This is a genomic window from Archangium violaceum (assembly GCF_016859125.1).
Lineage (GTDB): Bacteria > Myxococcota > Myxococcia > Myxococcales > Myxococcaceae > Archangium > Archangium violaceum_A.
Genome location: NZ_CP069338.1, coordinates 12005164 through 12030452, shown reverse-complemented (window position 1 = coordinate 12030452; position 25289 = coordinate 12005164). Strand labels below are relative to the sequence as shown.

Annotated in this window: 22 protein-coding genes; 11 read left to right on the top strand and 11 right to left on the bottom strand. The window is 68.5% G+C overall.

Annotation, left to right across the window (positions count from 1 at the left end):
- Together truD and JQX13_RS50740 are read left to right on the top strand one after the other, a co-directional pair.
- Entirely contained in the window at positions 1-1020 is a 1020-nt protein-coding gene (gene truD / locus JQX13_RS50745; protein ID WP_203406558.1) for a tRNA pseudouridine(13) synthase TruD, read from the top strand.
- A gap of 138 nt (positions 1021-1158) precedes the next feature.
- Entirely contained in the window at positions 1159-1557 is a 399-nt protein-coding gene (locus tag JQX13_RS50740; RefSeq protein ID WP_203406557.1) for a hypothetical protein, read from the top strand.
- A gap of 60 nt (positions 1558-1617) precedes the next feature.
- Here JQX13_RS50740 and JQX13_RS55110 read toward each other — a convergent pair whose 3' ends face one another.
- From JQX13_RS55110 to JQX13_RS50715, 6 genes are all read right to left on the bottom strand, one after another.
- Positions 1618-2214 (bottom strand): AbfB domain-containing protein, encoded by a 597-nt coding sequence (locus JQX13_RS55110; protein WP_239014366.1) that lies wholly within the window; start codon positions 2212-2214, stop codon positions 1618-1620.
- A gap of 8 nt (positions 2215-2222) precedes the next feature.
- Positions 2223-2414: a hypothetical protein gene (locus JQX13_RS55105; RefSeq protein ID WP_239014365.1), complete on the bottom strand. Its 192-nt coding sequence runs from the start codon at positions 2412-2414 to the stop codon at positions 2223-2225.
- A 309-nt stretch (positions 2415-2723) separates the two neighbouring features.
- Complete coding sequence (locus tag JQX13_RS50730) at positions 2724-4928, bottom strand: glycoside hydrolase family 44 protein (RefSeq protein ID WP_203406556.1); 2205 nt, start codon at positions 4926-4928, stop codon at positions 2724-2726.
- 28 nt (positions 4929-4956) lie between these two features.
- Positions 4957-5907: an L-arabinose ABC transporter permease AraH gene (gene araH, locus JQX13_RS50725; RefSeq protein WP_203406555.1), complete on the bottom strand. Its 951-nt coding sequence runs from the start codon at positions 5905-5907 to the stop codon at positions 4957-4959.
- Complete coding sequence (gene araG / locus JQX13_RS50720; protein ID WP_203406554.1) at positions 5904-7418, bottom strand: L-arabinose ABC transporter ATP-binding protein AraG; 1515 nt, start codon at positions 7416-7418, stop codon at positions 5904-5906. Before araG ends, araH begins: the two co-directional genes overlap by 4 nt.
- A gap of 28 nt (positions 7419-7446) precedes the next feature.
- Entirely contained in the window at positions 7447-8433 is a 987-nt protein-coding gene (locus JQX13_RS50715; protein ID WP_203406553.1) for an arabinose ABC transporter substrate-binding protein, read from the bottom strand.
- A gap of 365 nt (positions 8434-8798) precedes the next feature.
- On the opposite strand from JQX13_RS50715, the gene JQX13_RS50710 reads away from it, so the two are divergent.
- The gene (locus JQX13_RS50710) at positions 8799-9713 is read left to right on the top strand and encodes an ROK family protein (protein ID WP_239014364.1); all 915 of its coding nucleotides are present in this window, start codon (positions 8799-8801) and stop codon (positions 9711-9713) included.
- Positions 9714-9758: 45 nt separating this feature from the next.
- Here JQX13_RS50710 and JQX13_RS50705 read toward each other — a convergent pair whose 3' ends face one another.
- A complete protein-coding gene (locus tag JQX13_RS50705) occupies positions 9759-10883 on the bottom strand; it encodes an ABC transporter substrate-binding protein (protein WP_203406552.1) in 1125 nt (374 codons plus the stop codon).
- 321 nt (positions 10884-11204) lie between these two features.
- On the opposite strand from JQX13_RS50705, the gene JQX13_RS50700 reads away from it, so the two are divergent.
- Complete coding sequence (locus tag JQX13_RS50700; RefSeq protein WP_203406551.1) at positions 11205-12524, top strand: ferritin-like domain-containing protein; 1320 nt, start codon at positions 11205-11207, stop codon at positions 12522-12524.
- 76 nt (positions 12525-12600) lie between these two features.
- On the opposite strand, the gene JQX13_RS50695 is transcribed toward JQX13_RS50700, so the two are convergent.
- Positions 12601-14115 (bottom strand): OmpA family protein, encoded by a 1515-nt coding sequence (locus JQX13_RS50695; protein ID WP_203406550.1) that lies wholly within the window; start codon positions 14113-14115, stop codon positions 12601-12603.
- Between the two features lie 17 nt (positions 14116-14132).
- Entirely contained in the window at positions 14133-14450 is a 318-nt protein-coding gene (locus tag JQX13_RS50690; protein WP_203406549.1) for a DUF4398 domain-containing protein, read from the bottom strand.
- A gap of 160 nt (positions 14451-14610) precedes the next feature.
- On the opposite strand from JQX13_RS50690, the gene JQX13_RS50685 reads away from it, so the two are divergent.
- Positions 14611-15597, top strand: a complete 987-nt coding sequence (locus JQX13_RS50685) for a HEAT repeat domain-containing protein (RefSeq protein ID WP_239014363.1) — start codon at positions 14611-14613, stop codon at positions 15595-15597.
- Positions 15594-16517, top strand: coding sequence for an N-acetylmuramoyl-L-alanine amidase-like domain-containing protein (locus JQX13_RS50680; protein WP_203406548.1), 924 nt, complete (start codon positions 15594-15596; stop codon positions 16515-16517). The genes JQX13_RS50685 and JQX13_RS50680 overlap by 4 nt, the downstream gene beginning before the upstream one ends.
- A 70-nt stretch (positions 16518-16587) precedes the next feature.
- Here JQX13_RS50680 and JQX13_RS50675 read toward each other — a convergent pair whose 3' ends face one another.
- The gene (locus JQX13_RS50675) at positions 16588-17031 is read right to left on the bottom strand and encodes a DUF2007 domain-containing protein (RefSeq protein ID WP_203406547.1); all 444 of its coding nucleotides are present in this window, start codon (positions 17029-17031) and stop codon (positions 16588-16590) included.
- 59 nt (positions 17032-17090) lie between these two features.
- Entirely contained in the window at positions 17091-17447 is a 357-nt protein-coding gene (locus JQX13_RS50670; RefSeq protein WP_203406546.1) for a response regulator, read from the bottom strand.
- Between the two features lie 151 nt (positions 17448-17598).
- On the opposite strand from JQX13_RS50670, the gene hpf reads away from it, so the two are divergent.
- The 5 genes from hpf to JQX13_RS50645 all read left to right on the top strand — a co-directional run bounded on the left by hpf (position 17599) and on the right by JQX13_RS50645 (position 25262).
- A complete protein-coding gene (gene hpf / locus JQX13_RS50665) occupies positions 17599-17943 on the top strand; it encodes a ribosome hibernation-promoting factor, HPF/YfiA family (RefSeq protein WP_203406545.1) in 345 nt (114 codons plus the stop codon).
- A gap of 126 nt (positions 17944-18069) precedes the next feature.
- The gene (locus JQX13_RS50660) at positions 18070-20028 is read left to right on the top strand and encodes an MXAN_5187 family protein (RefSeq protein WP_203406544.1); all 1959 of its coding nucleotides are present in this window, start codon (positions 18070-18072) and stop codon (positions 20026-20028) included.
- Positions 20029-20137: 109 nt separating this feature from the next.
- On the top strand, positions 20138-21025 hold the full coding sequence (locus JQX13_RS50655) for an NAD(P)-dependent oxidoreductase (protein ID WP_203406543.1): 888 nt from the start codon (positions 20138-20140) through the stop codon (positions 21023-21025).
- Positions 21026-21224: 199 nt separating this feature from the next.
- Positions 21225-22367 carry a hypothetical protein gene (locus tag JQX13_RS50650; RefSeq protein ID WP_203406542.1) on the top strand — a complete coding sequence of 381 codons (1143 nt, stop codon included), beginning with the start codon at positions 21225-21227 and terminating at the stop codon, positions 22365-22367.
- A gap of 36 nt (positions 22368-22403) precedes the next feature.
- Positions 22404-25262 (top strand): serine/threonine-protein kinase, encoded by a 2859-nt coding sequence (locus JQX13_RS50645; protein WP_203406541.1) that lies wholly within the window; start codon positions 22404-22406, stop codon positions 25260-25262.
- Positions 25263-25289 lie beyond the last annotated feature (27 nt).

The window sequence follows — 25289 nt, the reverse complement described above, 5'->3', positions numbered from 1 at the left end:
ATGAGCACCGAGAGACCCCGGCTGACGGAGGACGTGCCGGGCTGCGGTGGCGCCTTCAAGCTCGTCCCCGAGGACTTCGAGGTGGAGGAGCTGCCCGCCTACGAGCCCTCGGGAGAGGGCGAGCACCTCTACCTCTGGGTGGAGAAGCGCGGCCGGGACACCCGCGAGGTGGTGCGGGCCCTGGCCACCCTGCTGGGCGTGGACGAGGGCGACGTGGGCGTGGCGGGGATGAAGGACCGGCAGGCCATCACCCGGCAGCTCCTCTCCGTGCCCGCTCGGGCCGAGGCGCGCGTCGCGGACTTCACCCTGGATGGCGTGCGCGTGCTGTGGACGCGGCGCCATGGCAACAAGCTGCGCACCGGACACCTCAAGGGAAACCGCTTCCGGCTGCGCCTGAGGGGCGTGAAGGACCTGGGGGCCGCTCGCGAGAGCTTCACCCGGCTGAGCGCCGGGGGCGTGCCCAACTACTTCGGCGACCAGCGCTTCGGGCGCGAGGGCGACAACGCGGACTTCGGCCGGCTGCTGGTGCTGGGCCAGCGGCTGCCGCGCCGCCCCGACAAGTTCCAGCGCAAGCTGTACCTCTCGGCCTTCCAGTCCCGCCTCTTCAACCGCGCCCTGGTGGACCGGCTGCGCGCGGGCACCTTCGACAAGGCGCTCCTCGGTGACGTGCTGCGCCGCGAGGACTCGGGGGGCCTCTTCGTCTGCGAGTCCCCCGAGGTGGATGGGCCTCGCGTGGCCGCCTTCGAGGTGAGCCCCGCCGGGCCCCTCTTCGGGCCGAAGATGACCTCGGCCGCTCACGCCGTGGCCGAGGCCGAGGCGAAGCTGCTCGCCGACGAGGGCGTGACGCTGGATGACTTCAGACGTGGAGGCGACGAGACCCAGGGCGGGCGCAGGCCCTACCGGGTGCGGCTCGGGAACCCCTCGCTGGAGGTGGAAGGGGAGGACCTGGTGCTCACCTTCGAGCTGCCCAAGGGGGCCTACGCCACCGAGGTCCTCCACGAGCTGCTGAAGGACGGGTGAGGAAGCGACAGCGGATTGCTGGCGAGCCCTCCCGCCAGCCGTCCCGTGGAGCAGGAGATCAACCAGGCGCTCCCTGACGGGAATGGACCTGCTGAGCAGCTTTCTGGCTCACATCGCTTCCTCTCAAGGAGAGACACCATGTCCAGGACCAGGCTTCTTCTGACCGGCCTCCTCGCTGGCGCCATGGCCTTCGGTACCGCGTGCAAGTCGGACAGCGCCGCGCAGCGGGGTTCGTCCACGGATCCGGCGCAGACCCCGGCCGAGAACCAGGGCGGCACCACTCCGGACTCCACCAGTCCCGGAGGCACGGGCGGCGCCGGCACCGAGGAGCGTACCCCTGGCATCTATAAGGGCTACACGGTGCCTCAGGAGGACCGGGGAAGCACGGGCGGCTCCGGTTACGAGGACCCCGTGACCGACCCGGATGCCATCGATACGAGTGGCTCCAGGCTCGAGCCCCGCTCGCAGGACGACCTGGGCACCGGCGGTGCCGGCGCCGAGGAAGACGACTCCTCAACCACGCAGGAGCCTCAGTAGCCGATCGGATGCCGGAGAACGGAGTCGAGCGGGTTCTCCGGCATCCCCGCCGGGCTCGAGTCAGGGCGCCCAGGGGGCGGCCACGCTCCAGCTCACGTCCTGGTTGAAGCTGGTGGGGCTGTTCCAGGTGCTCCCCGCGCCTTCGGTGCTCCACAGCTCCGCGCTGTAGTGGCGGATGAAACGGCCGGGGTAGTTGTAGGACTCGAACGAGACGCCGCTACCGGCGCGACCCGGCTGGGCACAGAACGTGGCGTCCTGATCGAACAGCGCCGAGCCATCGCGCGCATCGTTGCGGATACGGGAGTTGGCATGCCGCAGGTAGCGGCCGGGGTAGTTGCGCGACTCGAAGGAGTAGCAGCTCCCTTCTGCCAGGCCGGCCACGATCTTGAAGGTCGCGTCCTGCTTGAGCGTGCCACTGCTCGTGGCGCTGACGAGCGCGGTGGCGCCCAGACTGTCGGCGTGGCGCACGTAGCAGCGGTCGGTGTAGCCCGGTGTCACCACCTGGAGCGAGCGGTACTGGTTGAGGGGCAGGGGACCCTGGTTGTTGAGCTGTCGCGACGCGGCGATCAGGGTGTCGTGGACCGCGCGCACCTGGGCGGCGTCTGGCTTCACCACGGCCCGATCGTAGGTCAGGATGCCGTTGATCTCATTCTCCACGTCGGTGATCACGGAACGGTGAAGGTGCGCCGGTACCACATGCGATCCTGGTGACGCTGGATGCCGGAGAGCGCCGACTCGATGGGAAATGGGACCAGCACACTCTCCGCCAGGTTCTGGCCGAAGGGCGGTGTCTGGCCCGCGGTGGCATTGGCGAACTGCCACTCACCATTGAGGTTCAACCAATGGGCCCGCACCATCTGCGGGCGCGGGTACTCCGGCAACGCGTTGCTGGGGGAAACCTGGGCAGTCCGAGGCGTCGACAGCGGAGGCGTCTTGGGCGCCCAGGCCCGCGAGTGAGCCCCCGGGCGAGAACAACCCGCCCAGCAGCGGTAGCAGCACCAGGAGACGCCCGCCGACGTTCGTGGCTCCAACGTGACGATTCATGACCTATCCTTTAAGCGGGAAAGACGGGATGTCCCCGTATTCCCCGAGGAGGTCCATGAAAACGTGACGTTTGGTTGAGTAGTGGATGGATGTCTCGAGCGAGGCGGCGCGCTCGAGAGTCGCTATCTCACCGTGACGCTGTCCATGTTCGAGTAGGCGGAAGACGTCGCCCCCTGGAAGGCCTTGGCCCGGTACAGGTAACTGCCCGGGACCACCGTGTCCACATACGTCGTGACGTTGGTGCTCACCCGCCCGATCTCCACGAACTGTGGAGGCCAGGTGTCGGGTGAACGCTCGAGGATGAAGCCCTCTTCCGTCAGGGAATTGTCCGTCCAGCGCAGCGTCACCGTCGGGCTGGTGTACTGGGTGTAGAAACCGGTCGGTGCCGCCAGTGGGATGGGGGTGAGCACCGAGATCGTCACGGTGTCGGAGGCGGAGGCTCCCTCATTGTCCGTCACCGTGAGCGTCGCGGTATAGGTACCCGGCTGTGTATAGGTATGGCTCACCGTGGAGCCCGTGCCCGACTGGCCATCGCCAAAGCTCCAGGCGTACGACACGATCGTTCCGTCCGAGTCCACCGAACCCGCACCGCTGAAGCCCACCGTGAGTGGCGCCGGGCCCGAAGCGGGGGTCGCCGTGGCGTTCGCCACCGGGGGCTGGTTGACGCGGCCGGCCGCGATGACGAAGAGCGTGACGCTCTGCGGAGGCACGCGGGTGGTCACCTTCCCAGCCGAGACGGCGACATCCGGCAGTCGGGTGATCGTGTTGGCCGACGTGAGCTGCCAGCGCTGCGCCCCCCCCGCATGGGTGAAGCCCGGCAGGCTCAACGTGACGGGGGTCTCTCCCGTCAGCACCTTGTTGATGACCATGACGGTGAGGGCTCCATCGCTGGAGCGCTCGGAGGCGAACGCCGAGAGCGTGTCCGGGTTGGGCACGGTGCACGAGACGCTCACGTCCCCGAAGGTCGAGTTGAGACCGTCATAGTTGCGGTACAGCTTCATCGCCTTGAAGGTGGGCGTGGAGGCGGCTGGCGACTCCCACCGGACACCATAGTCGAGCCCCTCGCGCCCGAAGAGGCCCAGGATGTCGGCCTGCGCGGTGGCTCCGTTGATGTGGGCATCCGCGCCCCAGTTGTATTCGGTGATGCCAATCCTCGTCCCGGGGTAGTAGCTCTGGACCCAGCTCTTCAGACGGGGAATCAGCATGACCTCGTCCTGGATCCACGACTCGTCCGTGTAGCTGGGATCCCACAGCGCACGCGTCGAGCGGTTGCGCCGCAGCTGCATGGCGGTGGTGGTGTCGCTGCTGAATTCGCCGCCCTGGGGGTAGTAGTGGACGGTGAAGATGTCCAACAGCCGCCGCCCGGTGGACTGCTCGTTCTGGCGGAACTGGTCGAGCAGCCACGGCAGGTAATCCCAACCGCCATGGGCGATGCGATCCGGAAGCCAGCCCCACCCGTTCGCGGCGCCATATTGCTGGTCATACCCGCTGTAGATATAGCCGCTCCACCCCCACTCCTCGGGTCCGAGCACGAGCGCCCCCGGAGCCGTGTCCTTCACCATGGCCGCATGGTTCAGCAACCGGTTGCGCACCTCCTCCATGGTGGCTCCCGTGGGATGGACGTCGCGGTGGGTGACGTGCCAGATGCTCGGTTCGTTATCCATCGTGAAGAGTCTCACCCCACCGGAGACTGGCGAGCCCCAGCGCGCGAGGAGGTGGAGCACCCAATCCCGCTGGAAGAGCTGATCCACCGGCATGTTGGCGTCGTTGGGGTCGTTGTTGGTGATGTACTGCCCATTGGTCCGGATGCCATTGCCCGCGTCGGGGAACCACTGCACGTCGCGATCCTGCTGCGGGCCATATTTGGCGATGGAGAAGCTGGCCAGGCCGGAGCGGTTGGCTCCGAGCCGTGCCACCCACCCTATCATGGGCACGGTGATGAGGGGCTCGGCACCCGCGGCCCGGGTGCTGGCGATGAAGGCATCCACCTCCGCGCCAGGTTGCGTGCCGGAGGAGAGGGGGAGGCTCTCGAAGTACCAATCCCTGGCCCGACTGGTGGCGTTCAACCGCCAGTTGTAACGGGTGGTGGCGTTCCCTCCGCTGCGGTTGAGTGGAGCATTGAGCTCATCCAGATCGGCCTGGCTCGCATGGGCCACGCCGTAGATGAAGGGGCTGATGGGATGCCTGCCGGCGCTCACGTCCACGTTCACGGTCACGGCCGGGTTCTGCTGCGCGAAGGCGGGAAGGGCCATGATGACGAGCAAGCCCGCGAGCCAACCCGCCATCCCCGTCCGTTGTCCGCAATGCCTGTCCTCTTGTGTTTCCATGGTACCCCCCGCGCTACGAGTTACACGGCTAGGTGCGCTTTCCTGTCGCGCGCGTGCGGAGATTGTCGAGCAGCACCGCGAGCAGCAGGATCACGCCGCGAACGACGTATTGGTAGAAGGCCTGGATGTTCATCAGGTTCATCACGTTCTCGGCGATGCCCATGATGAGCACGCCCACCAGCACGCCGGAGATCGCGGCCCGCCCGCCGGCCAGCGACACACCACCCAGGACGCAGGCGGAGATCACGGACAGCTCGAGTCCCTGTGCCGCGTTCGGCTGACCGCTGGTGATGCGTGAGGACAGCAGGATGCCCGCGACCGCGCAGGCCAGTCCCTGGAGGGTGAAGATCCAGATGCGGATGGTGCCGACGTTGACGCCGGCCAGCCGCGAGGCGTCCGGATTGCCGCCGATCGCCAACGTGTTGCGCCCGAAGACCGTGCGGTTCAGCACGAAGCCGAAGATCAGGAAGAAGAGCCCCATCACGACGATGGGCCGCGGGATGCCGAACAGGGCCGTCTGCGCGATGTCGAAATACGCCGGGTCGTCGACGCCGACGGCGCGCCCATCCGAGGAGATCAGCGCCAGACCGCGGACGATCTGCATCGTCGCCAGCGTCGTGATGAGGGCGTTGATCCGCAGCCGGGCAATCACCAGGCCATTGATGGCGCCGACCACCACTCCGGACAGCAGGGCGGCCAACAGGCCCAGCCCGATGTTCTCCGTGTGGTTGGACACCATCACGGCGATCATTCCGGAGAAGGCCACCGTCGAGCCGACGGAGAGATCGAAGTCACGCGACGCCAGACAGAGCATCATCGTGCAGGCGACGATGCCGATGGTCACCACCGATTGCAGCAGACCCAGCACGTTGCGCTGGGTCATGAAGTTGGGGACGGTGACGGAGACGATCACGAGGGCCAGCAGGAACAGGATGACCAGCCCCTGTTCTCCGAGCACGACTCGTTTCAGGCGATTCATTGCAAATCCTCTTGAGCCGCCGAGCGGTCGGGCAGTGCCGCCGCCAGGAGTTTCTCCTCGGCGAAGTCGGGGCGTTGGAATTCCGCGGCGATGCGGCCGCCGCACATCACGAGAACGCGGTCGCAGATGCCCATGACCTCGGGCAGTTCGCTCGAGATGACGATGAGGGCGATGCCCTGCTCGGCCAGCCCGTAGAGCACCTCGTAGATTTCGCTCTTGGCGCCGACGTCGATGCCTCGGGTCGGCTCGTCGATGATGAGGACCTTGATGCCGCGCTCGGCCAGCCAGCGTGACAGGATGACCTTCTGCTGGTTGCCGCCCGACAGGTTGACGATGTCCTGGTGGCGCGAGGGGGTCCTCACCCCCATCCCCTTGATGAAGTCGTTCGCCGTTTCGGCTTCCCGGGCCATGTTCAGCACGCCGAGAGGCGAGAAGTGTCGCCGGCAGGAGATGTTGATGTTCTCCTCGACGGACCGGCCCTGGAGGATGCCGTCGCTCTTCCGGTCCTCGGGGCAGAGGACGAGCCCGGCGCGCACCGCCTGCCGGGGGTTGTCGATCCGCACCACCCGACCGTCGATCCGGAGCTCCCCCGCATGGCGCTCGTCGGCTCCGTAGAGCAGTCGCGCCAGCTCGCTGCGTCCCGCTCCCACCAACCCGAAGAAGCCGAGGATCTCCCCGGCGCGGACCTCGAAGCTCGCGGGGGCCGACAGCCGCGCGCCGCTCACTCCCGACACGGAGAGGCGCACCGGGCCCAGGGTCCGGGGCCTCCAGCCCCAGATGTTCTGGATCTCCCGTCCCACCATCTCGCGCACCAATGTCTGGCGCGTCAGGCCCTCCATGGTCTCGTGCCAGGCGACGAGCCGGCCATCGCGCAGGACGACGCAGCCGTCACACAGGCGGAAGAGCTCGTCCAGACGGTGCGAGACGTAGAGGATGACCTTGCCAGCCTTCCGGAGACGGTCGACCAGCCGGAAGAGGATCTCGCTCTCGTGCGCGGAGAGCGACGAGGTCGGCTCGTCCAGGGCGATGACCGAGGCGTCGAACATGGCGGCCTTGGCGATCTCCACCATCTGGCGGGCGCCAATCGACAGGTCCACGACCTTGGTGCGCGGATCCACGTCGATGCCGAGGTCCCGCAGCACCGCGCCCACCTTGGAGAACAGCTCCCGATAGTTGATGACGCCGAACCGCTTCGGGAAACGGCCCAGCATGAGGTTCTCGGCCACCGTCAGCTCGGGCACCAGTTGCAGCTCCTGGTGCACGACCGAGACCCCCGCGGTGATCGACGCGCGCGTCGAGGCGAAGCGGTGGACCTTGCCGGCGATGCGGATCTCCCCGGTATCGGGCAGATGGTCGCCGCCGAGGATCTTGATGAGCGTGGACTTGCCCGCTCCGTTCTCACCCAACAGACCGATGACGCGTCCGGCTGGAACCGTGAAGCTCAGATCCTTGAGGGCTCTGACGCCAGGGAAGCTCTTGGAGATGTTCGTGAATTCGAGAAAGGCCGTCATGCACCCTCGCCACGTTCCGGGACCACTGCTACTGCAGGCCGAGCTCCTTGCGGACGTCCTTGTACGTGTCGCGGGTGGCGAGCTTGCCGGAGGTGAGGATGAGCCTCTCCGGCTCCTTGTTGGCGGTCACCCAGTTGTACATGTTGAGCGTGGTCTCGTAGCCGTGACGCTTCGGCGAGATGATCACGCTGCCGTAGAAGCCGGTGGGAGAGGGCTTCTTGAACTCGTTGATGGCCGCGTCCGAGCCGCCGATGCCCACGGCCACCACGTCCGTGGCCTTCAGGCCGGCCACCTCGGTCGCGCGGACGGCGCCCAGCACGGCCTCGTCGTTGAGGCCGAACGCCACCCACTTCTTGATGCCGGGATTCTTGTTGAGGACGACGGTGGCGGCGTTGAGCGCCGCCTCGGTGTCCGTCTTGCTCTGCGGCGCGTCGAAGATGTTCTGCGCCAGGAAGCCATTCCGCTTCAGCACGGAGATGGCGCCCTCGACCCGGTCCTTCGCGGTGGGGAGCTGATCGTAGGACACGCGGATGGCTCCGACTTCCTTCATGTTCCAGCCACGCGCCTTGATCTGATCCACGATGGCCTGGCCAACGGTCTCGCCAATCCTGGTGGCGGAGATGCCCATGTGGGGCACGTTCTCGAGCGGCTTGCCCTTGCTGTTCACCAGGCGGTCATCGACCGTCATGAGCTTGAGCTGGTTGGCGTTGGCCCGGGCCACCAGCCCCGGGCCAAGCTTGACGTCAGGGGTGCAGATGATGACCCCCTGCGCGCCCTGGACACCCAGGTTGTCGAGTGCGGAAAGGGCCTTCTCTCCGTCCTCGGCGGCAATCTTTACCAGGGTGAAACCCTTCTCCTTGGCGGCGATGTCCGCGAACTTCCACTCATCCTGGAACCACGGCTCCTCGGGCTGCTTGACGACGAAGCCGATCTTCACGTCGGCGGCAGCCGCCACGGCCGACACCACGAGCACGGACATGGCACCAGCCATGAGCAGATTCTTCCAGAGGCGCATTTTTCCTCCCTGAGCTGTCAATCTCTGACGCCTGGGTGTTGTGTGGTCCACGATTGGCGGGGATCAATCGTACGACGAGCGTAGTGTACGGACGGTATGAGTCAATACAAACCAAGGGGCTGTACCCGTGGAGCGCGATTCGCGCCGCGCAACGCTCGTCTGTAACGCGAGGCGTCATCCTCGGGACGGGCCTTCCCGTGTGAGGTATTGGACAGAGTGCTCGAGGGCGGGCGGTGGTGGGTGTCTGTGTTTTTGATGCGGGCAAGTACAGACACTTGTGGATGTATGGATTTTCAGCGGTCCGAATGGAGCCTGGAAAGAGGCTTCATCACGGAGTAGGGGGTGGTCTCACTCAGGAGGGTGATGTGACGACACTGTTGGGTGGCATCGAAGCGGGTGGGACCAAGTTCGTGTGCGCGGTGGGAACGGGTCCGGATGACATCCGGGCCATGGTGCGCATCCCCACCACGACGCCCGAGGAGACGATCGGTCAGGCCCTGGCGTTCTTCCAGGAGCAGACGCGCCAGCGGGGTCCTCTGGCCGCCCTCGGCATCGCGTCCTTCGGCCCCGTGGAGCTCCACCCGGGTTCACTCCAGTACGGCTTCATCACCTCCACGCCCAAGCCGGGCTGGAGGAACGCCGACGTGGCCGGTCCGTTCCGGCGGGCCCTGGGGATTCCGGTCGGCTTCGACACCGACGTGAATGGCGCGGCCCTGGGCGAGCATCACTGGGGCGCGGCCCAGGGGCTCGACACGTTCGTCTACCTGACGATCGGCACCGGCATTGGCGGGGGAGGTCTGCTCAACGGCCGGTTGATGCACGGCCTCATCCATCCGGAGATGGGCCACATCCGCCTGCCGCGAGACCCGAAAGCGGATCCCTTCCCGGGCGGCTGTCCCTTCCACGGCGACTGCTTCGAGGGACTGGCCTCCGGTCCGGCCCTGGAGAAGCGCCTGGGCCAGCGCGCCGAGTCCCTGCCGGTCGACCATCCGGTCTGGGCGCTCGAGGCGCACTACATCGCGCTCGCCCTGACCAGCTACATCTGCACGCTCTCACCCCAGCGCCTCATCCTCGGCGGAGGGGTGATGGCCCAGCAGCACCTCTTCCCGCTGGTGCGCGCCGAGGTGCGGAGACTGCTCAACGGCTACATCCAGTCTCCCGCCATCCTCGAGCACATCGAGTCGTACATCGTCCCGCCCGCCCTGGCGGAGCGCTCCGGGGTGTTGGGGGCCCTCGCGTTGGCTCGCGCCGGGCTCTCCTCCCCAGCCCCCACGAGGTAGGGGAGCGCGCATGCTCCCTCTCCCTCTGGGAGAGGGGAGCTCGCCTCAGGGCTGGAGCTGCGCCGTGGCGCAGGCGCTCGCGTAGGCACCCTCGCAGATCTGCGCGGCCGTCCAGAATCCGTCCGCGATGACGGTGCTCTTCACGTTGTCCTTCGTCACGATCTGGGCGGGCAGGAGGATGGACGGCACGTCCTTGGTGCCATTGTTCACCTTGCCGTTCACCCGGCCCTCGGGCGGCTGGCCCCCGCGCATCAGCGCCACCGCGACCTCGGCGGCGATCTCTCCCTCCTTCTTGATGGCCTTGTAGACGGTCATGTACTGCTCGCCGGTGATGATGCGCTGGATGGCGGCCAGCTCGGCGTCCTGACCCGTGACGGGCGGCAGCGGGTTGATGCCGGCGGCCTTCATGGCCGAGATGGCCCCGCTGGCCGTACCGTCGTTGGCCGCGTACACGCCGACGATCGTGTCCTTGCCGAGCCGGGTGAGCGCCTGCTCCATCTGCTGCTGCGCCTTGTCCGGGCTCCAGTCGGGGGTGTCGTACTCGACGCCCACCTTCAGGCCGCTGCCGTCGATCACGCTGTGCGAGCCGGACTTGTAGAGCTTCGCGTTGTTGTCGGTGGGCGAGCCGTGGATCATCACGATGGTGCCGGTGCCCTTGCCGTCCGCCTTCAGCTTGTCGACCAATGCCTGGCCCTGGAGCTTGCCCACCTGCTCGTTGTCGAAGGAGATGTAGTAGTCCACGTCCGCGTTGAGGATGAGACGCTCGTAGCTGAGGACCGGCACCTTGGCTTGTTTGGCGCGCGCCACGATGGCGGCCGCCGAGGCCGAGTCCACCGGATCCAACACGAGCACCTGGGCGCCGTTGGTCAGGGCCGCCTCGGCCTGGTTCTGCTGCTTCGAGGCGTCCTGCTCCGCGTTGCTATAGAGAATCTGGCAGTCCGGACACAGCTCCTTGACCTTGCGCTCGAAGTGCGGGCGGTCCTGGGTCTCATAACGCGCGGTCTTCGATTCCGGCAGCAGCAGGGCGATCTTCCCGCCGGAGGCGGCCTTCTCCGCGGCCGGGGCCGCGTTTCCCTTCGCCTCCGTGTTGTCACGCTTGCAGGCCGGTGCGAGGAACATCAGCGCGGTGAGCACCCCCACGGTGCGAATACGAGACGTCGATGAATGCATGTCCACCCGTCCTTCTCCGATGAGAAGATCCCTTCATGGGACCGGGGCTCATCCTGTGATTCTCCTTGTCGATGCGACAAGTTTCTCTGTGTTCATGCGGCACCCAGGGATGCAACTCCGCTGCAAACTTCTGTCTCTGGCTTTGGCGGGATGCGTCACGCTGGCATTGACACATCATTTCTACCTTTGACCCTCAGGTTTTTGAGTTCGACAGGGCTCGGTGGGCGGGCGCTTCCGGGGTCCGTTCCTCTGGAGCACCGGACGGGGTGGCCATGGCATCCGGGTTGCTTCATGAGGAGCGTCTCTCTTTTGGAGTCCTTCATGGAATCGCCTCTGCTTCGCCGTATCTTCTCTCGCGCCCTGCGTGCGTCACTCGCTTCGCCGTTGGTGCTGGCTGGATGTGGGCACCTGGACCTGTCAGATTACTCCGCGCCCGTCTGCGAGGGCGGGTCGCTCGCGGTGAGCGGATTGTCACCCGCGTCGCGGACGGACTTCGTGCAGCTGCGGCGCATCTACTTCTCCCCGGGAGCCGATGAGAGGAATGAGGTGGCGACGTCATCCTCGGGCACGGCCTGCGCGACAGCCTCGGACCGGGGGGCTTGTGAGTCGGCCCTGAGCGCCCTGTCCTCGCGCAGCGGCTTCAATTCCTCCTGCGTGGATGCGTGCACTGCGTACTACCTCGCGGTGACACGGGGCGACGAGGTGGCGGCCCTCACGACGTTGGAGTCGCTCAGGAGCTTCCTGGGTACCATCGAAACGCAGCAGGAGGCCGCGCTGCTCGCCTTCGCGGAAGGCTACGACCTGAGCTGTGGCAACCTGCAGCGTGGCGCGGTGAGGGCGAACGCCGACGGCAGCTTCAACGTCGTCGCCACCCGGGGTTTTGCCTGTGGGGAGAACACGGCGGTGACGCGCTTCGTCCTGGAGGTATCCGCCTCGGGCGACGTGAGGGAGGCGCACCGCGACGTGGTCGAGCGTGGCAGTGGGGGTTGTGCCATCGGCCGGCGGCCGGTGGGGTTGCGCGTCGCGGGCCGGGTTACGTGCGAGGACGCGCTGGGTCTCCACTTCGCTCGGGCCGCGCACCTGGAGGCGGCCTCCATCAATGCCTTCCTGCGGCTGCGCGAGGAGCTCGCGTTGCATGGGGCGGATGTCTCCCTGCGGGACGCGGCGCTGGTGAGCGCACTGGAGGAGGTGGTGCACACGGACGTCAGCACGCGGCTCGCCCGCCGCTTCGGCGCGACGCCGCCGCGGCCCGAGGTCGAGACGCTGCCGCTGCGCTCGCTCCGAGAGGTGGCGCTGGACAACGCCGTGGAGGGCTGTGTGCGCGAGACGTTCGGGGCGCTGGTGGCGCACCACCAGGCGCTGCACGCGCGCGACGCGGAGGTGCGCGAGGCCATGGCGCGCATCGCCGAGGACGAGACCCGGCACGCCGAGCTGTCCTGGGCCATCGATCGCTGGGCGCGGGAGCAGCTCCCCACCGCCGAGCGCGAGGCCCTTCGCGAAGCCCAGCGTGAGGCCATCGCGATGCTGCGGGAGGAGGTGGCCTCGCCGCTGGACGCCGCGCTCGTCACGGAGGCCGGCATGCCCGCGCCCGAGGTCGCCGCTTCCCTGGTGGACTCGCTCGAGCGGGAACTCTGGGCCTGAGTCTGGAAGAGGGTGCTCGCGGCCCGGTGGCGCGCGGCACCCTCTCCTCGTCCCCTCCCGGTGGAGGAGGGGATGACTACTCGGCGATGTTGAACTCGGTGCGGCGGTTCTCCGCGCGCCCCTTCGCCGTCCCGTTGGTGGCGATCGGCTTCTCCTCACCGTAGCCGATGGCCTGCATCCGGCCCGGGTCGACGCCGCGCTTGATGAGCTGCGCCATCACCGCGTCCGCGCGCGCCTGCGACAGCTTCAGATTCGTCAGATCCTTGCCCAGCGAGTCCGTGTGGCCCTCGATGCGGAGCTTCTTGATGTTGGGCATGTCGCGCATCACCTGAGCCACGTCGTCGAGGATGGTGAAGCTCTCCTTGCCGATGATCTTCGAGGAGCCGGCCGCGAACTTGATCTGCTTCTTGATCTCGATCTTCTGCTTCTTGACGACGACCATCTTGTACTTCTTGGCGCACCCGCGCTCGTCCTTCACGCCGGGCTCATCCGGGCACACGTCCACGCGATCCGGGATGCCGTCCTGGTCCGTGTCGGGATCCGGGCAGCCGCGCATCTCCTTCGGGCCGGCCTGATCCGGGCACACGTCCATCCGGTCCACCAGGCCGTCGCCGTCCTTGTCCTCGTCGGGGCAGCCCGCGTTCTCGAGCGGGCCGGACTGCAGTGGGCAGCGATCCAGGCCATCCGGGATGCCGTCGCCGTCGTTGTCGAGGTCCGGGCAGCCGTCCTCGTCCTGGAAGCCGTCCTTGTCCTCGGGCTCATCGGGGCACTTGTCCTGCGAGTCCTCGATGTTGTCCCCGTCCTTGTCGGTGCGGGGGCAGCCCAGGTTCTGGATGGCGCCAGCGGCGTCGGGGCACTTGTCCGCGCTGTCGATCAGGCCGTCCTGGTCATTGTCGGGATCCGGGCAGCCGTCCTCGTCCTGGAAGCCGTCCTTGTCCTCGGGCTGGTCGCGGCACTTGTCCACGTTGTCGGGGATGCCGTCCCCGTCGGTGTCCGCGGGCGCCTCCTCGGGGCAGCCCTGGTTGGAGAGCGGACCGGGCGTCAGCGGGCACTTGTCGTTGCCGTCCAGCACCCCGTCCTTGTCGTTGTCCGTCTCGGGGCAGCCGTCCGAGTCCTCGAAGCCGTCGCGATCCTCCGCGCGGTCCGGGCAGGGGTCATCCTTGTCGAGGATGCCGTCCCCGTCGGAGTCCCGCTCCTCGATCTGCACCACGACCTGCTGGGGCGGCTTGGGGGTGATCTCCACCTGGGTCTGCGGACCGGGCTCCTGCGTGGTGGGCGCGTCCCGCTTGTCCTTGACCAGGACCTTCTGGGGCGCGCAGCTCTTGGAGAGCTCCAGCGCCTTCTTGATGGCGGTCTCGGCGGTGCGGATGTGCTCGGAGGCACGGTAGCTGGTGCCCTGGCTGAGCTCGCCGCGGGCGAAGTCGAGGTTGGCCTCGGCGGTGGCGAGCTCCACCGGGGCGCAGCGCATGGCGCCACTGCGGCGGGCGCGCTCGATATCGGCCTGGATGACCTCGGAGTCCGCGCGGACCTTGTTCCCGCTCACGCAGGCGGCGGAGAGCAGGAGCAACGAGGAGGCGAAGAGACGTCGCATCGGTGGGGACTCTCGCGTCAGGGGTTGGGACTGGAGGAGGAGGACTCGTCGCCGTTGGCGTTGGCCATGGCCTTTTCACGGGCCTCGGCGGCGAAGCGGGCTGCCTTCTCGGCGAAGTCCACGCCGGCCTGGTAGTCGGAGTAGCTGACCTCCTCCCGGGCCTTGTGGATGTAGAGGTTGGCGGCCGTCCACTCGTAGGGGGCCAGTTTCGGGGCGCCGGCGGTGCGGGCCGCCTGGATCTGCACTTCGGCGTCCAGCAGGTGCGAGGTGGACTTCACGGGGCCGCATCCGGCGAGGGCTCCCGCCGCAGCCACCAGAACCAGGAGTCGCTTCATGGAAGGGGCCTCGGGATAAGGGCTGGAAGACACTGGGCCCCGGTCGTATCAATCACGTCGGTGAGGGTCAAGAATCGGGCAGTCGTACATCCGCGAGGGAGGGAGCGGGCCCGGCCGGGGTTTTGACAGCCTCGCGCCAGCCTTGTCATCGTGGCCGACCGTGCGCAACCTGCCCGCCTGCCTGCTACTCGTCCTCGCACTGACCTCTCCGGCCGTCCTGGCCGCCCCCCCCTCCGTCCAGAAGCGCATGGAGCGCCAGGGGGAGACGCGCGGGCTCGTCCAGGCGCTGCTGAACGGGAACCTGCCGGTGCCCACCGCCACTTCCCGCCTGCGCATCCTGCGTGAGGAGGCCTACGCGGCGGGGCTCATCATCGAGGCGCTCCCCGCGGTATTGGAGCCCCGGCGGCTGCGGGACGTGACGGCGGTGCTGGCCGGGCTGGAGACGCGCGTGGCCGAGCCCACCCTCCTGCGGCTGAGCGGGCACGAGGACGGCGCGGTGCGCATGTACGCCGTGCAGGGCCTGGGCAGGCTGCGCAGCCAGCGCGTCGACGTGCTGCTGCCGCTCCTGGAGGACAAGTCGCTCGGGGTGCGCCGGGAGGTGGCGCGCGCCCTGGGGGCCACCCACAACCCCAAGGTGGGCAAGGCGCTCCTGAGCACGGCGAGCACGGAGTCGGATCCCCAGACGCGTGTCCTGCTGCTGGAGGCGGTGGGGGCCTCGGGTGACAAGAAGCAGGCGCCCGCCCTGAAGGCCTTCCTCGACGACAGCTCGGAGAGCACCCGCTTCGCCGCCGCTCGCGGGCTGTGCCTGCTGGGTGCTCCCGAGGGCTTCGCCTTCGCGCGCAAGCTGCTGGCCTCGGAGGACAAGCTGGTGCGCCGCCAGGGCCTGGCCCTCTACGAAGGGCTGCCCGTGAAGCAGACCGGGACCGCGCTCCGGCCGCTGCTGGAGGACAAGGACAGGACGCTCGCGGCCGGCGCGGCCCGCGTGCTCCACCAGGGGGGTGACAAGACGATGAAGTCGTGGCTGGTGCTCGCCTCGTGGAATGCCCAGGGCGAGGAGAAGCTCACCTACGAGAAGGAACTGGAGACGCTCCAGCTCGCGGATGACGAGCGCAAGGCCATCCTCCGGAAGGCGGGACTGGTGAAATGAAGGCATTCGCCCTGATCTCCACGCTGCTCGCCCACACGCCGGCCCCCGGGGCCGCTCCGGCCGCGGTCAAACCCGGCTCGCCGGTGCGCAACAAGATCACGGAGCCGGTGGTGGTGTGGGCCTCGCTCAGCCCGCAGGAGCGCGCCGCCTTCATCACCGGCGCGGCGGCGCTTCCGCTGAAGGATCGGCTGCTGCGTGTGAGCGAGCGCTTCCTGGGTACGCCCTATGTCCACTCTCCGCTGGGGGAGGGGAGCGGGGTGGATCCGGATCCGACCTTCCGGCTGGACGCGGTGGACTGCCTCACCTTCGTGGAGCAGGCGCTGGCCATGAGCCTGGCCCACTCGGAGTCGGAGGTGCCGGGGATTCTCGAGCGCCTGCGCTACGCGAGCACTCCCCGCTACGAGGATCGCAACCACCTGATGGAGGCCCAGTGGTTGCCCAACAACCAGCGCAAGGGCTTCCTGGTGGACGTGACGCGGCGCTACGGCGGCGCGGACACGGTGCGCGTGCAGAAGACGCTCACCGCGCTCACCTGGACGTCGCGCTCCTCGATGGCGCTGGGGTTACCCAAGACACATCAGCCGCGGGGCACCTACAGCCTCGACATGATACCCCTGGACCGGGTGCTGGAGCACGCGCGTCTGGTGCCCTCGGGCACCATCCTCGTGGTCCTGCGGGAAGATCTGCCGCTGAAGGCCACGCGGGTGACGCACCTGGGCTTCGTGGTGCAGAAGGGCAAGCGCACCTGGTTGCGCCATGCGCGGCGCGGCGCGGACGGCAACGGCCGGGTGGTGGACGAGGATCTGGAGACGTTCCTCGCGCGCAACGCGAAGTACGACAAATGGCGGGTCTCCGGCGTGAGCCTCTACGAGCCCCACCAGCCCGACTCGAGCGGTGACGAGCTCGTGCGCTCTCCGTAGGCGGAGTCCTCGCGTCCGGCCCGAGCGGCCCCCCGGCGGATGTCTCGGGGGGCGGCCCTCCCGGGATGGTTCAGAGGGTGCCCGCCGGTGGGGCGGAGCCCTCCGTCTCACGCTCCTCCTCCTCGGCGGCACGGGCGGCCTCCTCGGCGGTGGCGTCCAGCTGGGCCTTCTCCCGGGTCAGCAGCTGGGTGGCGCGCTCCAGGAACTCCTCGCCGACCATGATCTCCCACCAGGGCTCCAGGCTCCCGGTGGTGAGCACGTCCACGGTGCCGGTGCGACGCGGCCGGACGAACACGGGGATGTGTTGGAGTTGGAGCAGGCGGGCGTAGTCCTCCGCGGTGAATGGATCCTCCGCGGTGGCCGCCCGGACGAACTTGCGGGTGTCCCCCTCGCCGGGCAGGGGGATGTGGTGCTCGCGCATGGTCTCCGCGTCCACCAGCGCGCTGCCAGGACAGTCCGCGCACTCCTTCACGCCATCCTGGTATTCGGAACCGCACTGCATGCAGTACTTCATCGTGCCTCCCTCCAGGAACAACACCCTGGCAACCGAGCACGAAGTTAGCACGTCCCGCTTCAGTGCCTGGCTGCTTCCCCCAGGCTCCCCACGGCCGCTGACAGCCGCTCGACATCGATGGGCTTGCGCAGCACCACGTCACAACTGGTGGAATCCACGTTCGTGTAGCCGGAAACGAGGATGACCCCCGCCTTGGGTTGACGGTGTTTCACTTCCTGTGCGAGTGCCGTGCCACACATGCCGGGTAGTGACTCGTCCGTGACGACCACATCCGGGTGGTCCGCCTCGAAAGCCTGTAATCCCGAGACCCCGTCCGCCGCCGTGATGACGTCGAAGTCGAGCTCGAGTAGCTCCGCGAGGAGCTCACGACTGTCGCCATCGTCCTCGACCAGCAGCACCTTGATTCGCTCTCCCATGCGAGTGGGCAACCCGGGAGCGACGACAAAACGTCCGCGCGGGTCGTGCACTCCGCCCCTCGCCAGGGGAGCGGACGAGGGAGCCTGCGCGATGACGGCTCACCGAATGTCACCGGGCTGCCCATTTTGAGGGGCCAAGGGAGGTGACGCCATGAAGGTGTTGCTGCGAGGAGTCCACCTGGATCTGTCGGATTCGCTTCGGGATTACGCCACCCAGCATCTGGTGGAGCCCATCGCCAGGTACATCGAAGACGAGGCGAGCGAGATCGAGATCGCCCTGGTGGACATCAACGGGACCAAGGGGGGCGTGGACCAGGAGTGTCGGGTGACCGTGCGCATGCCCGGCTTCGCGGGTATTCACATCACGGAGACGGCGGAGACCATGTTCCAGGCGATCGACGCGATGCGTGACCGTCTGGAGAGGACCATCAAGCGGACCGTGGAGAAGCGGCGGGAGGCGAGCAGCCAGGGCCTCCCCGACGACGTGCGCTTCTAGCTCGCGAGCGGAGCCCGGACCCCCTGCCTGGTGTCCGGGCTCCCAGGCGGATCTCGTCCGATTCTTGCTGGCCCCGAGCGGTGGACGCTATAAGCGGGACCCTTCACCCCGGGCTAAAGGTCGGCGATGGTCCGCTTCAAGTTCTTCCTCTTCGCGCTCCTGGTCCTCGGACTGGGGTTGGCTCATCTCCCCCTGGTTTCCGGACCGCTGAGTGTCCGGGCCACGGAAGGAGCATCCGCGCCCGCCACGGCGGCCATCTCCGAGATGGCGCGCTCCCTGGTGACGCGGCGGCTCGCCGTGCAGGGCGTGGCGCTGAAGCTGGCGGCGAGCCCGGATGTGGCCACCGCGGTGCATCCCCAGGTGGTGCCCCTGCCCAAGGGCAAGGGCGTGCGCATCGTGGAGCCGCCCATGGGCGAGCGTTTCTCCGGTCTGCGCGCCGCCGCCCGGGGCCTGGTGCCCGAGTCACTCGAGGGCTCGCTCATCCTCGCGCTCGCCACGAACGACGGCTCGCTGTACGCGCGCGCCGGCGGAGAGCCCGCCTCGGACGAGCAGCTCGACGTGCGGGCGTTGGTGAAGGCGGGGAACGAGGGCCTGGTGGTGGACGCCTTCGACGCGCCCCACGTCTTCTACTCCGTGCCGGTGCTGTGGAACGCCGAGGGAGGCCCCTCGCAGGTGGTCGCGACCCTCGTGGTGGGCGCCCCGCTGGTGGATGGCAAGGCCCTGGAGTCCGCGGCCCTGGCTTCCGGTGTCGCCGCGGTCGCGCTGGTGAAGGGGGACAAGGTGCTGGGCACCGCCGGCTCGCAGCCACAGCTCGCCGCCGAGGGTCTCGAGAAGTTGTCCGCGGGCCAGTCCGGTCGCGTGGTGCAGCGCGGCAGCGTGCGCGGGTGGCTCCCCCAGGTGCCGCAGGTGAAGCTGCCCGTGCTCACCCACCTCGATGACACCCGGGGCGGCGATGCTCCGCTCGCGGTCGGCTCGCGCCGGGCGCTCGAGGAGGGCCTCGAGGTCGTGGCCGTGGTCAGCCTGCAGCCCTTCATGACGGCGCTGGCGGACTACCAGCAGATCGCCCTCCTCGGGCTGATGTGCCTGCTGGGCTTCTCCCTGGTGTGGACGCTGGTGATGGGCTCCAGCCGCGGTGCCGCCGCTCCGGCCCAGGCTCCCGCGAAGGAGAAGAAGGACAAGAAGAAGAAGGGCAAGAAGGGTCAGGAGGCCGAGGCCCCGGTGCCCGCTCCCGTGGCCGCGGCGCCGCTCCCGGTGGCGCCCGTGCAGGAGCCGCCCGTGCCCGGTCCGGACGACTTCCCCTTCCCCGCGTCTCCCGCTCCCACTCCCACGCGGGCCGCTCCCGACTCCGACTTCCCGTTCCCGCCGCCTCCGGTGCCGGGCGTGGATTCGTACGCGGCGGCTCCGGCTTCGGGGGGAGATGCCTTCCCGTTCCCGGCGGCTCCGGCTCCGGGCGCGGATCCGTATGGATCGCCCACGGTCCCGGGCAAGGATCCGTTCGCCGCGCGGGCCTCGGCGGGGGATGCCTTCCCCTTCCCCTCGTCGGAACAGGGCGTCGGCGTGGCCACGGCGTCGCCTCGCGGCGCGTTCGCCTTCGAGGATCAGCCCACGGCGGCCTACTCGCTGAAGCAGGCGGCGGATCCCTTCGCGGCCGCCGCCGCGCAGGCGGGCCTCCCGCCCTCGGGCTTCGGTGCGGAGACGGCTCCCGAGACGACGCGCGTGGCCGCCATCCCGCAGGAGCTGCTCGCGCGCTCGGCCCGTCCCAACACGGCCGAGGTCCCGCTGCCGGGTCACCCGGGCGTGGCCGCTCCCTCCTCGCAGGGCCTTCCGCCGCCCCCGCCTCCTCCCACCGGCGGCGCCAACGTCCTGTCCGAGGAGAGCCACTTCCAGGACGTCTTCCGCGAGTTCGTGGCCACGAGGGATCAGTGCGGTGAGCCCAACGACGGCCTGACCTACGACAAGTTCGTGGCCAAGCTGCGCAAGAACAAGGAGCAGCTCGTCCAGAAGTACGCCTGCAAGACGGTGCGCTTCCAGGTGTACGTGAAGGAGGGCAAGGCCGCCCTCAAGGCCACGCCCGTCAAGGACTGACGCGCGCGGGCACGGACACTGTTATCCAGAGGGCTCCAGGTCTCCATGGCCTGGGGCCCTCGTGCTTTTTCCTGTTAGCTCTGGCGCCTCGCTCTCGAGGAGGAAGCACATGAAGGTTGGCTTCATCGGTCTGGGGAACATGGGCCACGCCATGGCGAGGAACCTGCGCGCGGCGGGGCATGAGCTCGCGGTCTACAACCGCACGGCCGGGAAGGCCGAGTCGCTGCGCCAGCAGGGCGCCCGGGTCGCGGACTCGCCCGCGGACGCGGCGCGCGGGGCGGAGGTTGTCTTCTCCATGCTCGCGGATGATCCCGCCGTGGAGGCGGTCGTCTTCGGCGGCTCGGGCCTGCTGGCCGGACTGGAGCGGGGCGCCCTCCACGTCTCGTCGAGCACCATCTCCGTGGCGCTCTCGGATCGCCTGGCCCGGGCGCACGCGGAGGCCGGGCAGCGGTACGTGGCGGCACCGGTGTTCGGCAGGCCGGACGCGGCGGAGGCGAGGCAGCTCTGGGTGCTGGCCGCGGGCGCGCGGGACGACGTGGAGCGATGCCGGCCCCTGCTGGAGTCCCTCGGGCGCGGTCTCACGGTGCTCGGGGAGAAGGCCTCCGCGGCGAACGTGGTGAAGCTGTCGGGTAACTTCCTGATCGCCTCGATGATGGAGGCGCTCGGCGAGTCGTTCGCGCTCACGCGCAAGTCCGGCATCGAGCCGAAGGTGTTCCTGGAGGTGTTCCAGTCCGTGTTCGCGCGCTCGCCCATCTTCGAGCGCTACGCGGCGCTGATCGCCCAGGAGCAGTACGCGCCGGCGGGCTTCAAGCTGCGGCTGGGGCTCAAGGACGTGAAGCTGGCGCTGGAGGCCGCTGACACGGCGGCGGTGCCGATGCCGCTGGCCAGCCTCCTGCGTGACCACTTCCTCGAGGGGGTGGCCCAGGGGAGGGGGGACCTCGACTGGTCGGCGCTGGGGGCGCTGGCGGCGGAGCGGGCGGGCCTGGACGGGAAGTGAGGGCGGTGCTCGAACTCTCGATTTCCCGAGAGCCAAGAAAAATCGCTTGGAGCTGCATTAAGGTAAGGAAGCCGCGCCTTTTTCACGCAACTTCTCGCCGTTTTCGGCGACAATGATCCCGAGAACCGAATTTCGCCATCCTTCCGGTCTTCTCCTGTATCGCCGGGGACCGGGGTTGCTCAGATGCTGGGAGAGAGCCATGGGGTCGAATGTCAACAGGACGAACTACACCCGTTCCCCTATCGCGACCGAGTCAGTCCGGAAGGCACTGACGGAGGAAGTCCAGAAGGCACTGACGGAGGAGCTCCAGAAGGCACTGACGGAGGAAATCCAGAAGGTACTGACGGAGGAAGTCCAGAAGTCCCGATGGAAGGACGTCCGGGTCGTCGATCAGCTCAATCCCGAGGGAGCCACTCCCCAGACCTACCGCAACGGCGTCTACAACTGCGCGGGAGCGGTGGCCGCGACGGTGGCGCGCGCGCTGGGGACGAGGGAGGGCCAGTCGGACGCGGACCTCATCAACGACCTGTCGAGGGATCGCACGTCGAGCAAGGGCACCACCGCCGCGAACATGGTCTCCATGCTGAAGGAAGTGGGGGCGAAGGTCGACGGCAAGGTCATCACCGGGCGCTACACGGACAACCGGCTGGATTCGCTCCTGGCCAAGGGTGACAAGGTCGTCGCCCAGGTGGGCGTGCGCAACGAGAGCACCGGCAAGTACGACCCGCACTACGTCCTCGTCGACGGCAAGCTCAAGAACGGCAACTACATCATCAAGGATCCGATCAAGGGCACCTACTCGGCGACCGCGCAGCAGTTGCGCACGGCCGTCAATCACGCGCCGGGTGCCGGAGGCGTGCTCATCCCCATCAAGCCGGCCGATGAGGGCATCGCCAAGGTGGCGGAGAAGTCCGCCAAGGAAGTCAGGGAGGCCAAGAAACCGGTCGCCCCCGAGCCCTTCAAGACCGACAACAGCAAGGTGGCGGGGAAGGAGACGACCTTCAAGCCGTACCTGACGGACAGCTTCCAGGACTACACGCCCCCGGCCCCCGTCGAGCTCAAGCCTCAGGACACGTCCGACTTCAAGCCCCAGGCTCCGACGGTGAACGAGGCCCCGCAGAAGGTCACTCCGGGTATGTCGCCAGAGAGCTACGCGCAGTCCGTGCTGGGCATGTTGAACAGCGAGGACCTGGCGCTGAAGGAGCAGGGGCAGGCGCTGTACGCGGACCTCAAGATGAGCGGCAACCCCGTGGACAAGGCGGCCAGCGAGGTGATCCTGGCCGAGTTCGCGAAGCAGCCGGGCATCGGCCAGAAGGTGAAGTACAACGGCTACGGCGACTGACGTGCCCCCGTGAGCGGGTCGGTCTAGAGTGCCCACATGTCTCGCTCATGGCCCCCAGAAGGTAGAGATTCCGAGCAGCACGAGGAGGAGACGGAGGAGACCCAACCCCTGACTCCCGTGCCGGTGAGGGAGGCCACGATCGCCGCGGGCCCGCGTGCGAGGCAGGCCCGGACTCCCTATCCGATCGACGGTGAGGCCTCGCCGGGGGGAGAGCTGCTGCGGGGGGCGCGCGTCGACCGCTACGTCGTCCTCAAGTCCGTGGGCGAAGGCGGCATGGGCGTGGTGTATGCCGCCTATGATCCGGAGCTGGATCGCAAGGTGGCGCTCAAGCTCCTGCGCCTGGAGACGAGCGATGTGGAGAACGGACGGGCCCGGTTGCTGCGCGAGGCGCAGGCCATGGCGCGCGTCTCGCACCCCAACGTGTGCTCCGTGTACGACGTGGGGACGTTCGGCGATCAGGTCTTCATCACCATGGAGTTCATCTCCGGCTCCACGCTGCACCAGTGGATGAAGCAGGAGCACTCGTGGCGGGACATCCTGCGGGTGTTCCTCCAGGCGGGCCGGGGGCTCGAGGCGGCGCACGCGGTGGGACTGGTGCACCGCGACTTCAAGCCGGCCAACGTGCTGCTCGGCAAGGGCGAGCGCGCGTACGTGACGGACTTCGGCCTGGCCCGGCTGGTGTCCTCCCCCGAGGAGGATGAGCCCTCCGTCGCGCTCGCTCCGCCGCCGGGCTCGGTGTCCGGGAGCATGCCCGGGGCCGCCGCGTCCGTCACCCAGGCCGGAGTGGTGGTGGGGACTCCCAACTACATGCCTCCCGAGCAGTACCTGGGGCAGATGCCGGATGCGCGCTCGGACCAGTTCAGCTTCTGCGCGGCGCTCTTCTGGGCTCTCTACGGAAAGCGTCCCTTCGAGCCCTCGAAGGTGGCCCAGGCCGCCGAGAAGCTGGGCGACCACACCACGGCGCCGCGCTCGTTGACCTCCCGGGTGCGTGGGGATTCGGAGCTCCAGGGTGTCATCCATGAGCCTCCCTCCAACACGAAGGTGCCCGCATGGGTGCGGCGCGCGGTGCTCAAGGGGCTGTCGCTCCACGCGGAGGATCGCTTCGGCTCCATGACGGAGCTGCTGACGGCGCTGTCGCAGGAGCCCCGGCGGGCGGCGAGACGGCAGGGGCTGCTGGTGACGGCGGGCCTGGTGCTCGCGGGGAGCATCGCCGCGGGTGTGCAGATCCATCAGCAGAGCCAGGTGTGCGCCGGGTCGGATCAGCTCATGGCCCAGGTGTGGAACCCGGACGTGCGACGCAAGGTGGAGGCGGCGTTCACGGCGACGGGCCGGGCCTTCGCTCCGGAGGTGGCCCACAGCGTGAGCCGGGTGCTCGATACGTACGCGGGCGAGTGGGTGCGCCAGCACACCGAGGCGTGCGAGGCCACGCGGGTGCGCGGCGTGCAGACCGAGGAGCTGCTGTCGCTCCAGGTGGTGTGTCTGGAGCGGCACCGCCAGGACTTCCAGGCGCTGGCCCACCTGCTCACGGAGGCGGACCGCAAGCTGATGGAGCGCTCGGTGGACGCGGTCAACGGCCTGCCCTCGCCTCGGGAGTGCCAGGACATCGTCTCGCTGTCCAACCAGGTCGGCATGCCGACGGACCCGGCCCTGCGTGGACGGATCGATCAGCTCGGCAAGGAGCTGTCCGAGGCGAAGGCGCTCGGCAGGGCGGGGCGCTACAAGGACGCGCTGAGCCGGGCGAAGGAGCTCGAGCCCAGGGTCGTGGCCACCGGCTACCTCCCGCTCCAGGCCGAGCTGCGCGCCAGCCTGGGGTGGTACCAGCAGCTCACGGGCGATGCCGACGCCGGGGCGGCCCACGTGGAGCAGGCGCTCAACGACGCGGAGGCGGGGAGGGCGGATCGTCTGAAGGTCGAGGCGCTCAACCGGCTGGTGTTCATCCGAGGCATCCAGGGCCGCCAGGAGCAGGCGGAGCAGTGGGCTCGGCTGTCGGGCTCGGTGCTGAGCCGCCTGGGCGGCGACACGCTCCTGGCCAGCGAGCTGGAGGGCAACCTGGGCAACGTGGCCCTGCGCCAGGGCAACTACGCCGAGGCCAGGCGCCACTTCGAGAAGACGCGCGAGCTGCAGCAGCAGGTGCTGGCGCCGGAAGATCCCCGGCGGACGAAGACGACGTACAACCTGGGCGTGGCCGCCCTGATGCTGCACGAGCGCGAGCGCGCCCTGGAGTTGCTGACCGAGGCGCTCGGACGGATGGAGGCCACCCTGGGCGAGGGCCACCCCCAGGTGGCGGACTGCCACTCCATGCTCGCCTGGACGAACCGGGAGCTGGGCCGCATGGAGCCGTCGCTGGAGCACGCGCGGGCGGCGGTGGCCATCCAGCGGGCCTCGTTCGGCGAGGAGCACCCGGCCGTGGCGGATGCGCTGGATGCCGTGGGGATGAGCCTGCTCGCGATGAAGCGCCACGACGAGGCGCGGAAGACCTTCGAGACCGCGCTGGCGATGAAGGAGAAGGCCCTGGGGCCCGACAGCCCGGACCTGTCCTTCTCGTACGATGGCATCGGCCAGGCGTTGCTGGCGGCGGACCGCGCGGAGGAGGCCATCGCTCCGCTGGAGAAGGCGCTCTCCTTCGAGGACGTGGAGCCGGAGCCGCTGGCGGAGAGTGGTTTCGCGCTGGCGCGGGCGCTCTGGCAGGCGGGGAAGGAGCCCCTCCAGGCCCACGCCGTGGCCGCCAAGGCCCGCGAGCGCTTCGCCCAGATAGGCGAGAAGGAGCGCGTGGCCGAGGTGGACGCGTGGCTCCAGTCCCATCCCGTGCCGGAGGAGAAGCCGAAGCGCTCGCGCTCCAAGGCCGCGGCCCAGATGCGGAAGAAGAAGGGCCCGGGGCGCCTCGCTCGCCCGTAGGCGCGTGTCCCCGGAAAGGGAGGAGCG

Excerpts from the sequence above, each read along its gene's own strand:
- JQX13_RS50675 (WP_203406547.1), bottom strand. The coding sequence starts at position 17,031 with ATGAAGTACTGCATGCAGTGCGGTTCCGAATACCAGGATGGCGTGAAG.
- JQX13_RS50655 (WP_203406543.1), top strand. The coding sequence starts at position 20,138 with ATGAAGGTTGGCTTCATCGGTCTGGGGAACATGGGCCACGCCATGGCG.
- JQX13_RS55105 (WP_239014365.1), bottom strand. The coding sequence starts at position 2,414 with ATGGTGCGGGCCCATTGGTTGAACCTCAATGGTGAGTGGCAGTTCGCC.
- JQX13_RS50650 (WP_203406542.1), top strand. The coding sequence starts at position 21,225 with ATGGGGTCGAATGTCAACAGGACGAACTACACCCGTTCCCCTATCGCG.
- JQX13_RS50700 (WP_203406551.1), top strand. The coding sequence starts at position 11,205 with ATGGAATCGCCTCTGCTTCGCCGTATCTTCTCTCGCGCCCTGCGTGCG.
- JQX13_RS50695 (WP_203406550.1), bottom strand. The coding sequence starts at position 14,115 with ATGCGACGTCTCTTCGCCTCCTCGTTGCTCCTGCTCTCCGCCGCCTGC.
- JQX13_RS50670 (WP_203406546.1), bottom strand. The coding sequence starts at position 17,447 with ATGGGAGAGCGAATCAAGGTGCTGCTGGTCGAGGACGATGGCGACAGT.
- JQX13_RS50660 (WP_203406544.1), top strand. The coding sequence starts at position 18,070 with ATGGTCCGCTTCAAGTTCTTCCTCTTCGCGCTCCTGGTCCTCGGACTG.
- JQX13_RS50715 (WP_203406553.1), bottom strand. The coding sequence starts at position 8,433 with ATGCGCCTCTGGAAGAATCTGCTCATGGCTGGTGCCATGTCCGTGCTC.
- araH (WP_203406555.1), bottom strand. The coding sequence starts at position 5,907 with ATGAATCGCCTGAAACGAGTCGTGCTCGGAGAACAGGGGCTGGTCATC.
- JQX13_RS50740 (WP_203406557.1), top strand. The coding sequence starts at position 1,159 with ATGTCCAGGACCAGGCTTCTTCTGACCGGCCTCCTCGCTGGCGCCATG.
- JQX13_RS50680 (WP_203406548.1), top strand. The coding sequence starts at position 15,594 with ATGAAGGCATTCGCCCTGATCTCCACGCTGCTCGCCCACACGCCGGCC.
- JQX13_RS50730 (WP_203406556.1), bottom strand. The coding sequence starts at position 4,928 with ATGGAAACACAAGAGGACAGGCATTGCGGACAACGGACGGGGATGGCG.
- JQX13_RS50690 (WP_203406549.1), bottom strand. The coding sequence starts at position 14,450 with ATGAAGCGACTCCTGGTTCTGGTGGCTGCGGCGGGAGCCCTCGCCGGA.
- hpf (WP_203406545.1), top strand. The coding sequence starts at position 17,599 with ATGAAGGTGTTGCTGCGAGGAGTCCACCTGGATCTGTCGGATTCGCTT.
- araG (WP_203406554.1), bottom strand. The coding sequence starts at position 7,418 with ATGACGGCCTTTCTCGAATTCACGAACATCTCCAAGAGCTTCCCTGGC.
- JQX13_RS50645 (WP_203406541.1), top strand. The coding sequence starts at position 22,404 with ATGTCTCGCTCATGGCCCCCAGAAGGTAGAGATTCCGAGCAGCACGAG.
- truD (WP_203406558.1), top strand. The coding sequence starts at position 1 with ATGAGCACCGAGAGACCCCGGCTGACGGAGGACGTGCCGGGCTGCGGT.
- JQX13_RS50705 (WP_203406552.1), bottom strand. The coding sequence starts at position 10,883 with ATGCATTCATCGACGTCTCGTATTCGCACCGTGGGGGTGCTCACCGCG.